Origin of the sequence: Clostridium sartagoforme, assembly GCF_004794105.1 — a bacterium.
GTDB lineage: Bacteria > Bacillota > Clostridia > Clostridiales > Clostridiaceae > Clostridium > Clostridium sartagoforme_B.
In genome coordinates this window covers 130733-147557 of record NZ_SRYR01000005.1, presented here as the reverse complement: position 1 = coordinate 147557, position 16825 = coordinate 130733, and the positions used below count along the sequence as shown (strand labels likewise).

The following is a 16825-nucleotide window of genomic DNA, read 5'->3' as shown; positions in this document are numbered from 1 at the left end:
CCTATAGTAACTCCCCATATCTATTGATGAATTTTTTCTTTAATAATGTTACTAAAGCCATATATAAAATAATTATTACAACTAAACATACAAAGTATATTGCAGGCATAGCTACCATTTCTAATGCATTTCCGAAAGTTGTATATGGAATAACAGTTCCTATAAATATACCTAGGCTTGTCAATAAAGTCAATTGCCATGATGCTCTACTTTTTACAAATGGTATTTCAGGTGTTCTAATCATATGAATTACTAAAGTTTGAGACCATAGTGATTCAACAAACCATCCTGCATGGAAAAGTCCAATAAAACCTATTTGCTGTACTTCATTTAAAGTGTTGAAATGTCCACCAAATACTAAAGGACAAATAAAGAAGTACATTAGAACAAATGTTACAATATCAAATATTGAACTTGTAGGTCCCATCCAAAACATAAATTTATTAATTGAACTAGCATCCCATCTGCGAGGTTCTTTTAAATATTCCTCATCAACATTGTCCCATGGAATAGTGATACAAGAAATATCGTAAATTAAGTTAAGCATTAAAAGTTGAATTGGTAGCATTGGTATAAATGGTAAGAAAATACTTGCAATTAACACCGAAAATATATTTCCAAAGTTAGAGCTTGCTGTCATTTTAATATATTTAATTATATTAGCATAAATCTTTCTTCCTTCAATTACACCGTCTTCTAAAACCATTAAGTCTTTTTCTAATAAGATTATATTTGCACTTTCCTTTGCAATATCTACAGCAGTATCTACTGAAATTCCAACATCAGCTTCACTCATTGCAGATGCATCATTTATTCCATCTCCCATAAATCCAACAGTATGCCCATTAGCTCTTAATGCTGCTACTACTCTTGTCTTTTGCCTTGGTGAAAGCTTTGCAAATACATTAGTTTCTTCAACCGCTTCCCTTAATAACTCATCATCCATATCCTCTACATCTGAGCCTAATAATAAATTATTAACCTTCATTCCAACTTGTCTACAAACTTCTGCTGTAACCTTATCATTATCACCAGTAAGAATTTTTACATTAACACCATATTCATTTAATGCTCTAATTGCCTCTTTAGTACTTTCCTTTGGTGGATCTAAAAAGGCTAAGAATCCCATTAATACCATATCACTTTCATCTTTTACTGAAAGCTCATTAACTCTTGATGGATTATTTTTTTGAGCAATACCTAGAATTCTCATTCCTAGGCTATTATACTCTGAAACTCTATTTAATATTTCTTCTCTAATCTTATCTGTAATAAATTGTATTTCACCATTATATTCTACATGTGAAGATACTTCTAGCATTTCTTCAATAGCACCTTTAGTTATAAGTTGAGTTTTCTTATCTTTACTTTCAACTACTACACTCATACGACGACGACTAAAATCAAAAGGTATTTCATCAACCTTCTTATAATCTCTCCATAACTCTATCATATCACTGTCATTGGCATGATTAATAATTGCTATGTCCATTAGATTTTTAAGACCAGTTTGATGATAACTATTTAAAAATGCATGTCTTAGTACTCTATTATCTTCTATACCATGGATATTTAATGAGTATTCTAAAACTACTTTATCTTGAGTAATAGTTCCAGTCTTATCTGTACAGAGAACATCCATAGCTCCAAAGTTTTGTATGGCACTTAAGTCCTTAACAATAACCTTTTTCTTTGACATAGAAACTGCACCTTTTGCAAGATTTGCAGAAACTATCATTGGTAGCATTTCAGGGGTTAATCCTACTGCAACTGATACAGCAAATAAGAATGCCTCCATCCAATCCCCATTAGTAAAACCATTAATAAATAGTACTACTGGAACCATAACTAGCATTAGTCTAATTAATACCCAAGAAACTGAGTTTATACCTTTTTCAAAACTAGTTACTACTTTTTTATCATTTAAATCCTTAGCTATTCCGCCAAAAATTGTATCGTCTCCAACATTAATAACAATAGCTACTGCTGATCCACTAATTACATTGCTTCCCATAAAAGCTAAATTTTCTAGCTCCAATGGATTTTTGCAATCCCTTATTAATGAATCTGAAACCTTTTCTACTGGCTCACTTTCACCTGTAAGTGATGATTGACTAATAAATAAATCTTTAGCCTTTAGAATCCTAATATCTGCAGGAATCATATCTCCTGCTGCTAAGTGAATTATATCTCCAACAACAACTTCATGTATTGGTATTTCTATAGTTCCTACAGGAGTTCTTGAAACACTAATTGTAGTTTCAACCATTTCTCCTAGTTTTTCTGCTGCTTTATTAGATTTTGCCTCTTGTACAAAACGCAATATTCCACTAACTAGAACCATAGTTGTTACAATAATAACTGAAGTTAAGCTTTCTTCACCTGGATTTGCCATTACTACATCAGTTACAAAAGATATAGCTACTAATGTTAATAATATTATAGTAAAGGGATTTATAAAGGATTTTATTAGCTTCATAAAAAGAGATTCACCTTTTTTATGAGTAATTTCATTTTTCCCATGCTTTTCCCTCATTAATTCAACTTTACTTTCTTCATATCCTTGATAACTTGTATTATATATCTTTAAAAGATCTTTTTCCTTTAACTTTGACGCTAATATCAAATTATCAGCTGATCCATTCTTTCTTACTTCCTTTGCCATTAAGCTTTTAAATAATTTCTTTTTCATAACTCTTACCTCCTAATATTAAATAAAAATTAGACGTAAGACTAAGATCCAAAAGAAGCATTATAATATTTAATTTTAGTTTGTGAGAGGAACAGAATCCCTCCTTATAAATAATTTTATACTTTCTCCTAAAGGATCTATAATCTTACTACTCCCGTCTTCCATTCCTCTTCACCTCCCGAAATCAAACTTTTTAAATGGATTATTGAGAATAAAAAAACCTTACCACAAATAATGGTAAGGTGAGTTAACTTAAATATAGTATAAAAAATAATATACAAATAAAAGTCATCGCAAAATATAAAGTAAATTACTTACTTTATTATCGTTCAAGCTTCAGCATCACAAGGCGATGAAATTGCATTAGTCTATGCCTTGGTTTCGACATAGACTGCTAACCTTCTCATAGTGTCTCCACTATTTTGCGGCAGCAACCCTTATCCTTGTGGTAACCTCACCTACCGAGCTATTTAATTGTAACTTTACTTCTATTGTATGCTATATTCTGAAAAATGTCAAACCTTTAAAAAATTTATATAGATTGTTATAGATTTTTAATAGTGTTAAAATAATCATATCAACTTAAGTTAGGGGGTACTACAACATGAATAAAAAGAAAGTAGCTCTTATTTCTACAGGAGCTTTAGGAGTTTTATCTGTAGGAGCATTATCACTAATAGGAAATTATTTTTATAATCTTGCTATTAATCCAAAGACTTCAAAAGAAGCTATCTTCGGCTCAAAAAAAGAGTCTAAAGAAACTAGTGGAGAGACAGTTAATGAAGCCTTATCTTGGTTATTATGTTCCTCTAATTACTCAGATATATATGTTAATTCTTCTGATGGGTTAAAGCTTCATGGATATAAGATATTAAATAATACTACAACAAATAAATGGGTAATTACTGTTCATGGTTATACTAGCAAAGGTTTAGAAATGAATAATTATGCTAAAGAGTTTTATAATATGGGTTATAATGTTCTAATTCCTGATTTAAGGGGCCATGGAGAAAGTGAAGGCAATTATATAGGAATGGGATGGGATGATAGGTTAGATATATTAGAATGGATTAACTACATCTTAAATATAGATGAAACTTCTACTATAATTCTTCACGGGGTATCTATGGGAGCCGCTACAGTTTGTATGACTTCTGGAGAAGAGCTTCCAGATAACCTTAGGGCAATAATTGCAGATTGTGGTTATACCACTGTTTGGGATCAATTTTCCCATCAATTAAAATCTCTTTATTCCCTGCCAAACTTTCCAGTTATGAATGCTTCATCTGTAATTACTAGATTTAAGGCAGGATACACATTAAAAGAAGCTTCTGCTTTAGCACAAGTTGCAAAATCTAAAACACCAATTTTATATATACATGGTGATAAAGATGATTTTGTTCCATATAAAATGATGGATGAATTATATAATGCCACAGCTTCTGAAAAAGAAAAATTAACTGTAGAAAATGCAGCTCATGCAAAATCAGCAACTACAGATTCAGAGCTATATTGGTCCACAATAAAGAAGTTCTTAGCAAAGCATGTATAATTAATAAAATGCGAATATAAATACAAAGTTAAATAGACGGCTCCATAAGACAAATGGCTGCAAAAATAAGTTCTAAGGCTCATAAAAACTACTAAGCCAAGAGTTTTGGTAGAACTCGCATGCGCTCAGACAAACCAAGAACTTCTAATTTTTCGTCATATGCTTACTTCACCGTCAATTTATCTTTGCTAGTAATTCACCATTTAAAATATTTTAAGAGATCCAATTAAATTTTATTGAAATTCAGTTCGTCTGAATTTCTTCCTTTTAGTAGGCCCGCATCCCCAAGTTTAAATTACTCAAGGAGTTTTTAACATATTGTGCGTAAGCCGACTTGGAGCTAGCGACGGAGGTCGAGCATAATATGTTAAAAACTCCTGTACAATTTATAACTTATCTTAGTAGCCATTTACTATTAGGTCTAGTTTTCCTGTTGCTGGGTCTATAGCTAGTCCATGAACAATTATATCTTTAGGAACTAGTGGATGCTTTTTTATTATATCAACACTATCTTTTATAGATTCTTCTACTGAATCAAATCCATGAAGCCAATTCTTAATGTCTACTCCACCATTTTCTAATATATCTATTGTTTCTTTAGGTACGCCTCTATCAATTATCTTTCCTATTAAATCTTCTGTGTTTAAGTTGCACATACCACAATTATGGTGTCCAATAACAAATATTTCATCTACATTGAATTCGTAGATTGCGACAATCATGCTTCTAATTATACTTCCAAAAGGATGCATAATAGCTGCACCTGCATTTTTTACTATTTTAGCATCACCATTTTTTAAATTTAATGCTTTTGGTAATAAGTCTGTAAGTCTAGTATCCATGCAAGATAACACAAGTATTTTCTTATTTGGAACCTTTGATGTAGCATATATCTCATATTCTTTGTTTTCAACAAAAGCTTTGTTGAATTCTAAAATTTGCTCTAATTTATTCATAATTCCCCCTGTATTTTTTGATTCTTTCACAAGATATGATAATTAGAAATGTTTAATTGTTGATGTAATTTTTTAATTTCTATATAAGTTGTCAATATAACTTCATCTATTAAATATTTTCAACATGAAATTAAATTTAATAGAAAGTAGGTCTTTTTTACAACTTATATACATTCTAAATTTCACATTATGTGACATCACCACATTTTAACATTTCTATTTTATAACAAAATTATTATTTTTCCTATATATTTTTTTCTAGTTAATATTTACTAGCATTTATTTATGTTATATATTATTATTTATATAAGAAATATATTTTTAAGGTGGTAAATATGGAAACTTACGCAATAACTTTTTATTTAAACGAAAATTCTCATTCATGTGGCTGTGAAGGTCATGATCACGATCATGAACATCATCACCATCATCGTGATGATTATGATATAGTTGCAACTATAAAATCTTTTGGTGCTTGGGCTAACTTTATGCCAGATAGCTACTTAGTTAAATCTACTTCTAAGGCAAATGAAATATCTGAAAAGATAAAGCCATTTTTAGAATCAGGTGATTTACTTTTCGTAACAAAAGTAGCTAAAGATGATGTTGCATCTTTAACTCCTGGAGTAGTTGAGTGGATTAATTCTTAAGATACTAAATATCAAAGGAGCTGTTTTTTATAGCAGCTCCTTTTTTAATATATTGGATCTGTAATTATTCCAAAAGAACTAGCTTTTATTATTGGTAATCCAACTATTTCTTTTAGGTCTTCCTTAGTTCCATGTACTACTACTCCTAAAATTTCTGCATCATCAGCTGAAGTCATTCCTCTTTCCACTATTTCATCATATAGTTGTTTATGATTTATATAGGGGCTTTTATTAAGGAAATCTATTAACTCATCATATTTTTCATTATAATCATTTATATTAAAATATTTAGAATTATAGCATTCTATACCAATTACTTCTCCTTCTTCTATTCCTGTAGATTTAGAATCATAATTTTCAATTTCATATTTAAACTCATCCATTTTTTCATTAGTAAATTCATCTAACCATAGCCATTTTATTTCTACATTTTCCAATTTACTTTGGAGCATATTTAATTCATAAATACTGTATGCTTTATCAAAAGAAATAGCTAATTCAATAATTTTCCCATCCGGTATTTTTTCTATTTTATCTAAATCATTTTGATACTCTTTATAATCTAATTCTGGATGAAAAAATCTTAGCTTTTTATAACCATACTTATTAATAGAAACAGGCCATTCATTGTCAGAGTTGCTATATCCACCACCACTAACCCTTCCATATATGTTTCTATCCTGTTCTCCATTAATTCCAAATTTAGTAATAGAATCATTTATAATTATATTTTTTCCACCTATATTTTTAGATATTTTTTTAAAGCTTGTTCCACCTAATACACCTATAAAGTCACTAGATTCACTTATATATCCATTAGGTATAGTTAATTTGACTATTGCTTCTTCTTTTTCATATGACATATTACTATATTTTAAAGATAATTTACTATTAATAACACTTCCTAAAATAAAAACTAAAGCTGATATACATATTATCTTTATAGTTAATTTAATCTTAGCCCTTATAATAGATTTTTTAAATTTCTTCTCATCTAAAAAATTATCTATATCCTTCATTTATCTTATTCCACTCCCTTTTAAAATTATTTCTTGCTCTGTACAAATACACTTTAACTGTATTTTCATCTAACCCTAATAAAACTGATATTTCCTTATAACTTAAATCCATTTCATATTTTAATATAATTAAACCTCTATACTCTTCTTTTAATAAGTTTAAAATTTTTAATATCTCCATTGACTTTTCTTTATTTAAAATATTTTCTTCTAAATTAAAATTATCTACTAATTCTTCATAAAAGTTACCTTCATAAATAGATTTAGAGTTTATGATTTTACCCCTTTTAACCATATTTTTATAATTATTTATAGACACTTTAAATAACCAAGAAGGTATATTTTTAATATTTACTTCTGTTATGTATTCCATAGCTTTTATAAAACTATCTTGAACTATATCTTCAACATCACTAGTTCTACATCCACACTTTATTAAATAAAGACAAATAATATTAAACTGCTCTTTATATAAATTAATAATTAAATCTTTATCCATTACTTCTCCCTTCTTAAGATTAAGGCCTTATACTAATAAGACAATTAAGTATCTAAAATGTGTACAATGATATTAGACTTTTTATAATTAAATCTTTTAAAATCAAACATTACCCATCTTATTATCCCAAATACTACAAATTACTGTCTATACTTAAATATCCCTAATATGAAATTTTTCCCTTCTTACTATATAATAAAGTGTAAAAAGGAGGGATTATTTTGATAAATGCATTAGCAATATTTATATTGCAGTTAATTTATGTTCCACTTCTTACTTTACGTACTACCTTTGTTGTTAAAGGTAAAAAGGTACAGGCATCACTTTTTGCTTTTTTAGAAGCAATTATTTATATAGTTAGCCTAGGAATTGTTTTTTCTGACTTAAAAAACTTTTTAAATATAGGTTCTTATATCTTAGGCTATGGCATAGGTGTCTATATAGGTGGAAAAATTGAAGAAAAGCTTGCTATAGGATATAGGTCAATTCATGTTAATTTAACTAATTATAATGAAGATTTAATAAATAAACTTAGAGAGCTAAGATTTGGAGTTACCACATATGAAGGCGAGGGAATAAATAAAGAAAAAAGATACAAACTTGAAATTGTTTCTCATAGAAGTAGAGAAAATGAAGTTATATCTTTAATTCAATCCTTTGAAAAAAATGCCTTTATAGTTTCATATGAGCCTACTCAATTTAGAGGTGGATATATTACTAAGCAACTGAAAAAACTTTAGAAAGAACAACAAATATATTTATTTAAATACTTAAGTCATTAAATAAAAAAGAAGTAATATCAAATTTAAATTATTTTTGATATTACCTCTTATTATAATTCTAAATTATTTCTACTTAAAGTTACAGCTAGAAAAGTAAATAAACTTGCCAAAAATGATCTTCTGGCTGCACCTACCTCTTTATTATCTAAATCATCTTTATGTTCACATGCACTTTCTTGAAAGAGAGTATAATTTAATATTAAAAAAACTCCTGTAGTATATAGAAATATATCATTTGTTATTCTTGGAAAGTTTGTTGTATCTATAAAATTATCACTTAAATCTGTGTCACACAAGGCATCTATAGTTTGAGCTCTTAAACTATACACATAATAAAGGTTTAGAAGTGTAGCAAAGACTATTATTTGAACTGTTTCTAAACTTAAATTTATTATTCCTAATTCCTTCAGTAGTTCTTCTCTACTTTGCGTCGTGCTTTCTTCTCCTGCTTCTCTTGCTTCTCCTGTACTTGTATCTACTCTCGCCTCTTCTGCTCTTCTACCTCCAAAGAAGTCAGCTGCTGCCCTTCCTCTTCTCCTATGATGCCTTCTTCTAGCCAAAAAAACCCCACCTCTAAGCCATAGCTATAATATAAACTATGCATTACCTTAAAGTGGGGTACTATTAATGTTAAAATTAATTTACTTCTTCTTTATCAGCAAATTGGCTATTATAAAGATTTTCATAAAAACCACCTTGCTTCATTAACTCTTCATGAGTTCCTTGTTCAATAATATTACCATCATTAATAACTAATATTAAATCAGCACTTCTTATAGTTGAAAGCCTATGAGCTATAACAAAGCTAGTTCTACCCTTCATTATATTTCTCATAGCTTTTTGAAGTAATAATTCTAGTCTAGTGTCTACTGAACTAGTTGCCTCATCAAGAATTAATATAGCTGGATCTTTAAGAATAGCTCTAGCAATAGTTAATAATTGCTTTTCACCTTGAGATATATTAGAAGCTTCTTCATTTAATAACATATCATATCCATCAGGAAGAGTTTTTATAAAGTGATGTACGTTAGCAATTTTAGCTGCTTCTATTACTTCTTCTTTAGTTGCTTCAAACCTTCCATATTTTATATTGTCATAAATGCTTCCATTATATAACCAAGTATCTTGAAGAACCATTCCAAAAATAGAACGTAAATCTTCACGTTTCATATCTCTTATATCTACACCATCAATTTTAATTGAACCACCTTGAATTTCGTAGAATCTCATTAATAAATTAATAAGTGTAGTCTTTCCTGCTCCAGTTGGTCCTACTATAGCAACCATTTGGCCACTTTTAACTTCTGCACTTAAGTCCTCTATTAATACCTTATCTTCACTATATCCAAATCTTACATGTTCAAAAGTTACATTTCCTTTTGGTTCTTCTACTTTAATAGTATTTTCAATATCATGTACTTCCTCTTCTTCTTCAAGGAACTCAAATACTCTATGAGTTGCTGAAACTGCTGATTGCATTGCTGAAGATAATTGCGTTACCTGTGATAAAGGCTGATTTATTTGCCAAATATATCTTATAAAGGCTTGAAGATTACCTACTGTAATTCCTCCAGCTAAAGCTATAATAGCTCCAACTACACCTATAACTGCAATTCCTAAATAACTTACAAGACTTACTAAAGGAGACATAATACTTGAGATAAATTGGGCCTTAAATCCTGTGGCTCTAAGTTCTTCATTAGCTTCCATAAAGTCCTTAAGAGCATCATCTTCTTTGCCATATAATTTTATTTCATTAAATCCAGTGTACATTTCTTGTACTCTTCCATTAAGCTTACCTAAAGAAGCTTGTTGCCTATTAAATAGCTTTTGTGATTTATTTACTATTATCTTAGTAATAATAAGACTTAAAGGTATTATTAAAGTAGCTAATAAAGCTAACTTAATATTTATGGAATACATCATTATTAAAGCTAAACTTAATGATAACACTGCATTAACTACTTGAACAAAGCTTTGTTGAAGCGCATTTGATATTGTATCAACATCATTAGTAATTCTACTTAAAACATCTCCATAGCTATTACTATCAAAATATTTAATTGGAAGTTTACTTATTTTTCTTTGAACTGAATTTCTTATATCCTTCATTGTATTTTGAATTGCATTTGTTAATAAGAAACTAGCTATAAATGTTGAACCAGCACTTCCTATATAAACAATAAATAAAACAACTAATACTTTTACAATGTAACTAAAATTAACTTCTGCTCCAGTAATTCCTTTTACTATAGCTTCAAAATCTTTAGTTAATTGAGTTATAATAAGTCCTTCTGTTCTTGGCGCTATAGCTGTAAAAACAGCAGCTGAAACTATAAATAATATTGCACCAAAGAAAGACCATTTATATTTACTAACAAAAGGAGATATCTTTTTAACAACTGATTTAAACTTATTCATTGCTTAATTCCTCCTCTGTAAGTTGTGATGAAGCTATTTCATGATATATTTCACAAGTTTTTAATAAATCTTTATGTTTACCTATTCCAACTACTTCACCTTCATTTAGTACTATAATTTTATCTGCATCCATAATAGAGCCTATTCTTTGAGCTACTATTAATACTACGGAATCCTTTGTTTCTGACTTAAGTTTCTTTCTTAAAACAGCGTCTGTTTTAAAGTCTAAAGCTGAGAAACTATCATCAAATATATATATTTCAGGTCTTCTTACTATAGCTCTAGCTATTGAAAGTCTTTGCTTTTGACCACCAGATACATTAGATCCACCTTCACTAATTGGTTCATCAAATCTCTTAGGCTTACGAGAAATAAAGTCATAAGCTTGAGCTACTTTTGCTGAATATTCTACTTCACCTGTCTCAGCATTTTTCTTACCAAATCTAATATTACTAGATATACTGCCTGTAAATAACAGTGTCTTTTGTGGAATAAATCCTATTTTCTTACGAAGAGCTTTTAAATCATAATCTCTTACATCTACTCCATCTATTTTTATACTACCTTCTGTTACATCATAAAATCTAGGAATTAAATTTATTAATGTACTTTTACCACTACCAGTACTTCCTATAAAGGCAATAGTTTCACCCTTTTTAGCCTTAAAGGAAATATCCTTAAGAACATGAGCTTCTCCATTAGGATAAGTAAAGGATACATTTTCAAATTCAACTAGACCCTTTATTTCTGTTTCTTTAACCCCATTTTTAGGGCTTTTTATTATGCTTTCTTCATTTAAAATCTCCATTATTCTATTAGCTGAAACTTGTGCTTTTGGATACATAACGAAAACCATTGAAAATAACATAATAGAAAACATTGCATGGAATAAATATTCTATAAATGCTACTAATTGCCCTACTTGAAGCGTTCCTACATTAATCATCTTACTGGATATCCAGAAAATAGCTATAATAGCCACATTAAGAAGGAAAAAGAAGGTTGGCTGAGACACTGCCATAAGCTTGTTTAACTTTTTAGATACATCTGCATATGACTCATTAGTTTCTCCAAATCTTTCTCCTTCGTGTTTATCATTTCCAAAGGCTCTTATAACTCTTATACCAGTTAAATTTTCTCTAGAAATTCTATTTAACTTATCTAGTCTTCTTTGCAGTTTTTCAGATAATGGTTCTGAAGTTTTTGCAATAATCATAACTCCTAGTATAATAAATGGAATTACAACAGCTAAAACTAAAGACAATGATGGACTAGTTTTAAGTATCATTACTAAGCTTACTGTAAACATTACTGGAGTAAGCAATGCTGTCCTTAGCAGTGTATTAGTAAATTGTAGAATTACAAATGCATCATTTGTAGTTCTAGTTATCATAGATGATACACCAAACTTATCATATTCAGTGTGAGAAAATTCTTGAGCTTTTTTAAAAATATCATTTCTAATATCCCTAGTTATTCCTGAAGATATTCTTGATGAACAATAACCTAGTAGAATTGTTCCAAGAACTCCCACTATAGATATAAAGCCTATAATTAATCCCATTTTCTTAATATAATTTATATCACTATTTATTATTCCTGTATCGATAACCTTTGCCATAATAGTTGGAATACCAAGTTCAACTAAGGCAAAACCAAATACCGATATTACATTTAATAGAAGAATTGACTTATAATTCTTTAAGTACTTTAATATTAATTTCATAGCTGTATTTCACTTCCTTTCGTAAATTTTAAGTAATAAAAAAGTATGAAATATAATATTACTTTTCCTTTCTTTTATAAAGGTCCATAATATAATACTCTATACTTATTTAAAAACCGTATGAATTAATAAAATATAAAACAAGTAATAATAATTGTATTATTTAACACTTATTATTGATACAGTAAAATCATCATAATATTGTAACATACACAAAATTAAAAATCTATAGAATTAACCATAGATTTTACTAAATTTATTCAATATATACATTATTATTCTTTCATTTTACAGTACTTTTTCGAAAGCTAATCTTTCTGTACCATCTTCAACAAAAATTATCCCACAATACTCATATCCATTTTTCAAAAGTAAACTTTGCATTGTTTTATTATCTTTGTGAGTATCTGCTCTCATACTTTTTATGTTATTTTCTCTAGCTATATCTTCAGAAATTTTAATAATAAATTTCCCTATTCCTTTTTTACTATACTTTCTTGAAACTGCAATTCTATGAACAACTCCATATTTATTATTAGTTATCCAATTCCCATCTTCTATAACATCATAGTTTTTATCTCCATCAAAAGATAATACTGTAGTTGCAATTATTTCACCATTATCCTCTAAAACATAGCTATTATCATTTTCTATATCCTTTAATATAACATCTTCATTCGGATAACCATTTTGCCATTGGTCAATATTATTATTTTTCAAAAATTCCTTTGCTTCATCAATTATTTTAATTACTGATTTTAAATCTTTTTCAGTTGTCTTCCTAAAATTCATAGCCCCTCCTAAAAATAATACTTTTTAGTATTATACACCAAGTAAAGCACCAGTTGCCACAAAATGCGAAGCATTTTATTAATTAAAGAATAAAAAAATTAAAAAATGAAAGAATTATTTTATAAAAATCTTTACAGATTTTTTATAAGAATATCTTTAAAATAAAGAAGGTTTTGCCTGGCAAAACCTCTTCTATTCATTCTTTCATTCCTTCATTTTTTCATTTAAAATGCTTCGCATTATAAAACTTAAGTTTTGTCTGCAAAACATCCTTAATTCTTCATTTTTAATTATTAATTCTTAATTGTGCGCCAGCACTTCCCTATCTGCCTATTTTCCCTACTCCGTCTTTCATCAGGCTTTCAACTTCATCTACTTTTACTAAGTTTCCATCTCCATATATGCTATGTTTTAAAACAGAATTAGCTGCTGCAAACTCAGATATATACATTGGATCTTTATTTGATAATATTCCATATAGTATCCCAGTAGTTAAGGCATCTCCTCCCCCTACTCTATCTACAATATCATCTATATCATAAATCTTCGATTGATGTAATTCATTATTAGTATAAAAATTGCATTGTAAAGTATTTGAAGATGCAGACTTTATTCCTCTAAAAGATGAAAATATATATTTTATATTTGGATATGTTTTTATAATTTCATCATAATAATCTTTTAGTTTTTCAGCTTTATCTTCTTTATTATTATTTAAACCTAATATATTTTCAGCATCTAAGATCCCAGCAGAATAAATATTCACATAAGGAAGTATTTCGTTAGTAACCTTGCTTGCTTCCTCTAAAGACCACATTCTAGCTCTATAATTTGAATCATAACTTACTAAGATATTATTATCTCTACAGTAATTTAATATTTTATATGCTAAAGCCCTAGTTTTTTCTGAAATTGCCATAGTAATTCCTGTTAAATGAAGTATATCTACTCCTTTTAAGGCTTCTACTATATCAATATCTTCTTCATTTATATCTGAGAATATGGAGTTTTTTCTATCATAAATAACTTTAGAATTTCTATTTCCACTACCAACTTCTAAATAATAAATAGGAGTTCTACCTTCTCCTTGATTTATAAAGCTTGTATCCACTGAATTAGATTTTAAGTAAGAAATAATAGCATCTCCAAATCCATCATCAGATATCTTGCTGATAAGTCTAGTTTCAATACCAAAGTTGCCTAAACCAACTAAAACATTAGTTTCAGCTCCACCGTAATTAATATTTAATTCCCTAGAGTTAGAAATACGAAGTCCTTTATTAGTAGCTAACCTTAATAATACTTCCCCAAAAGCTGCAACTCTCACTTTAAATCCCCCTTGCACTTTCAAGCTTTTTAACATATTCATTACAAGTAGCTTCTATTTCATCAAACTTTCCGGCTTCGCCTAGCTTGTTTAATTCTCCACCAATACCAACAACATCAGCTCCAGCTTTTATCCATTCATCTATATTATTTAAATTAACTCCACCTGTAACCATAATATTAGCATGTGGAAGCGGCGCTTTAACTGATGAGATATATCCTTGGCCAAAGGTATTTCCTGGGAAAAGCTTAACTACATCTACTCCACTTTCATAAGCAGTAACTATTTCATTTATAGTCATTACTCCTGGAATATAAGCTACATTATATCTATTACAAAGTGTAGCAGTATCTTTATTAAAAGATGGTGAAACTATATATTCTGCTCCTGATAATATAGCCATTCTTGCAGTTTCAGCATCTAAAACTGTTCCTGCTCCTATTACAACATCATCATTTTTTATATATTTTTCTGATAACTCTTTAATTATTTCATTTGCATACTTATTAGTATAAGTAACTTCTATAGCCTTAACATTTCCTTTTATACAGCTTTCTGAGATCTTAACCCCAGTTTCTTTAGTTGTTCCTCTAACAACTGCAACTACTCCACATTTCTTTAATGCACTTAATACTTTTATCCTTTTCATGATTACTCTCTCCTTATGATTTATTCCATATATCCGCCCTTCATAGGTGAAACTGCTTTATCTGAAAATATTTTTAAAATTCCTGACTTATATTTATTCCCTCTTGGCTTCCATAACTTTTTACGCTGAGCTAAGATATTATCTATTTCATCAAGACTTAATCTTTCTCCATTGACTCCGATTATTTGAAGTATTCTCTTCTCTATATCAATTTCAATTAAGTCATTTTCCTCTACTAGTGCTATTGGACCTCCAACTGCTGCTTCAGGTGATACATGTCCTATAGCTGGTCCCTTTGAAGCTCCTGAGAATCTTCCATCTGTAATAAGTGCTATACTAGCTGATAATTCCTTATCTGAAGAAATAGCTTCTGTTGTGTAGAACATTTCTGGCATTCCGCTTCCCTTTGGACCTTCATATCTAATAAATACTGCATCTCCAGGTTGTATTTTCTTAGTAAGTACTGCTTCTATAGCTTCTTCTTCACTATCAAAAGGTCTAGCCTTTAATATTGCTTTATGCATTTCTTTTGGTACAGCAGAATGTTTAACTACTGCCCCCTCTGGTGCAATATTTCCTTTTAAAATAGCTATAGCTCCGTTACTTCCAATAGGATTATTAAATGGTCTTATAACATCTTCTCTTTTTAAACCAACCTTATTTAAATACTCATTGCATCTATCATAAAAACCATTTTTCCTTAAGTCTTCTAGGTTTTCTCCTAAAGTCTTACCTGTAACAGTCATTACATCTAAATGAAGTAAATCCTTAACTTCTTCCATAATTGCTGGTACACCACCTGCATAGTAGAAGTATTCAGCTGGCCATTTTCCTGCTGGTCTTATATTTAATAAATATGGTGCATATCTGTGGATTCTATCAAATGTTTCTTCATCTATATCTATTCCAAATTCATGAGCAATAGCTGGAATATGTAAAAGTGAATTACTAGATCCTGAAATTGCAGCATGGATAACTATAGCATTTTCAAAAGACTTTTTACTTACTATATCTCTAGCTTTTAAATTCATTTTAGCAAGCTCAATAATTTGTTTTCCTGCTTCAATTGCAACCTCTTCTAAATCCTTACAAGTTGCTGGCATTAATGCACTCCCTGGTAACATTAACCCTAAAGCCTCAGCCATAACTTGCATAGTAGCTGCTGTTCCCATAAATGAACATGATCCACATGATGGACACGCATTATGCTTATAGTAAGTTAATTCTTCTTCAGTAATTTCACCACGTTTTTGCATTGCACTATAAGCACCTATCTGCTCTAAAGTTAGAAGGTTTGGTCCTGCTTCCATTACTCCTCCAGTAACGATAATTGATGGTATATTTATTCTTCCAATTGCCATTAGATGTGATGGTACTGCCTTATCACAACTTGAAATAAATACTCCACCATCAAAAGGTGTTGCATTTGCATGTATTTCAATAAGTGATGTTATTGTATCTCTTGACGCTAATGAATAGTTAATACCATCATGACCTTGAGCCATACCGTCACATATATCTGTTGCAAAATATCTTGCAGCCTTTCCACCTTTCTCATTAACTCCTAGAACTGCATTATTAGCAAACTTCAAAAGATGAACACTTCCTGGATGGCTATCTCCAAAAGTACTTTCTATTATAATTTGAGGTTTAGATAAATCATCAACTGACCATCCCATTCCCCTACGTAACGGATCCATTTCTGGAGCAATTTTTCTTATTTCTTGGCTAATCATTTTTATTCACCCCTTATATTATTT

14 protein-coding genes and 1 riboswitch are annotated in these 16825 nt (G+C 29.4%); of the genes, 3 read left to right on the top strand and 11 right to left on the bottom strand.

All coding sequences use genetic code 11. The annotated features are described in order from the left end of the window. Position 1: 1 nt before the first annotated feature. A complete protein-coding gene (gene mgtA, locus E5347_RS11265) occupies positions 2-2692 on the bottom strand; it encodes a magnesium-translocating P-type ATPase (RefSeq protein WP_136007331.1) in 2691 nt (896 codons plus the stop codon). Between the two features lie 314 nt (positions 2693-3006). Next, positions 3007-3165, bottom strand: a riboswitch (M-box (ykoK) riboswitch). 131 nt (positions 3166-3296) lie between these two features. Here mgtA and E5347_RS11260 point away from each other — a divergent pair. After that, the gene (locus tag E5347_RS11260) at positions 3297-4244 is read left to right on the top strand and encodes an alpha/beta hydrolase (protein WP_136007330.1); all 948 of its coding nucleotides are present in this window, start codon (positions 3297-3299) and stop codon (positions 4242-4244) included. Between the two features lie 398 nt (positions 4245-4642). Here E5347_RS11260 and E5347_RS11255 read toward each other — a convergent pair whose 3' ends face one another. Beyond that, the gene (locus tag E5347_RS11255) at positions 4643-5200 is read right to left on the bottom strand and encodes a beta-class carbonic anhydrase (protein WP_136007329.1); all 558 of its coding nucleotides are present in this window, start codon (positions 5198-5200) and stop codon (positions 4643-4645) included. 335 nt (positions 5201-5535) lie between these two features. Here E5347_RS11255 and E5347_RS11250 point away from each other — a divergent pair, with 335 nt between their 5' ends. Then, positions 5536-5850: a hypothetical protein gene (locus E5347_RS11250; protein ID WP_136007328.1), complete on the top strand. Its 315-nt coding sequence runs from the start codon at positions 5536-5538 to the stop codon at positions 5848-5850. Between the two features lie 44 nt (positions 5851-5894). Here E5347_RS11250 and E5347_RS11245 read toward each other — a convergent pair whose 3' ends face one another. Together E5347_RS11245 and E5347_RS11240 are read right to left on the bottom strand one after the other, a co-directional pair. After that, the gene (locus E5347_RS11245; RefSeq protein WP_136007327.1) at positions 5895-6869 is read right to left on the bottom strand and encodes an anti sigma factor C-terminal domain-containing protein; all 975 of its coding nucleotides are present in this window, start codon (positions 6867-6869) and stop codon (positions 5895-5897) included. After that, positions 6853-7368, bottom strand: a complete 516-nt coding sequence (locus E5347_RS11240) for an RNA polymerase sigma factor (RefSeq protein WP_136007326.1) — start codon at positions 7366-7368, stop codon at positions 6853-6855. Before E5347_RS11240 ends, E5347_RS11245 begins: the two co-directional genes overlap by 17 nt. Positions 7369-7589: 221 nt before the next feature. On the opposite strand from E5347_RS11240, the gene E5347_RS11235 reads away from it, so the two are divergent. After that, positions 7590-8108: a DUF5698 domain-containing protein gene (locus E5347_RS11235; protein WP_136007325.1), complete on the top strand. Its 519-nt coding sequence runs from the start codon at positions 7590-7592 to the stop codon at positions 8106-8108. 92 nt (positions 8109-8200) lie between these two features. Here E5347_RS11235 and E5347_RS11230 read toward each other — a convergent pair whose 3' ends face one another. The 7 genes from E5347_RS11230 to ilvD form a co-directional block, all read right to left on the bottom strand. After that, positions 8201-8710 carry a hypothetical protein gene (locus E5347_RS11230; RefSeq protein ID WP_136007324.1) on the bottom strand — a complete coding sequence of 170 codons (510 nt, stop codon included), beginning with the start codon at positions 8708-8710 and terminating at the stop codon, positions 8201-8203. Between the two features lie 76 nt (positions 8711-8786). Beyond that, positions 8787-10571, bottom strand: a complete 1785-nt coding sequence (locus tag E5347_RS11225) for an ABC transporter ATP-binding protein (RefSeq protein WP_136007323.1) — start codon at positions 10569-10571, stop codon at positions 8787-8789. Beyond that, on the bottom strand, positions 10564-12297 hold the full coding sequence (locus tag E5347_RS11220) for an ABC transporter ATP-binding protein (RefSeq protein ID WP_136007322.1): 1734 nt from the start codon (positions 12295-12297) through the stop codon (positions 10564-10566). Before E5347_RS11220 ends, E5347_RS11225 begins: the two co-directional genes overlap by 8 nt. Positions 12298-12585: 288 nt before the next feature. Further along, the gene (locus tag E5347_RS11215; protein WP_136007321.1) at positions 12586-13089 is read right to left on the bottom strand and encodes a GNAT family N-acetyltransferase; all 504 of its coding nucleotides are present in this window, start codon (positions 13087-13089) and stop codon (positions 12586-12588) included. Between the two features lie 322 nt (positions 13090-13411). Further along, a complete protein-coding gene (locus E5347_RS11210) occupies positions 13412-14416 on the bottom strand; it encodes a sugar kinase (protein ID WP_136007320.1) in 1005 nt (334 codons plus the stop codon). A 1-nt stretch (position 14417) separates the two neighbouring features. Further along, positions 14418-15065 (bottom strand): bifunctional 2-keto-4-hydroxyglutarate aldolase/2-keto-3-deoxy-6-phosphogluconate aldolase, encoded by a 648-nt coding sequence (locus E5347_RS11205; RefSeq protein ID WP_136007319.1) that lies wholly within the window; start codon positions 15063-15065, stop codon positions 14418-14420. 20 nt (positions 15066-15085) lie between these two features. Further along, on the bottom strand, positions 15086-16801 hold the full coding sequence (gene ilvD, locus E5347_RS11200) for a dihydroxy-acid dehydratase (RefSeq protein WP_136007318.1): 1716 nt from the start codon (positions 16799-16801) through the stop codon (positions 15086-15088). Between the last annotated feature and the right edge of the window lie 24 nt (positions 16802-16825).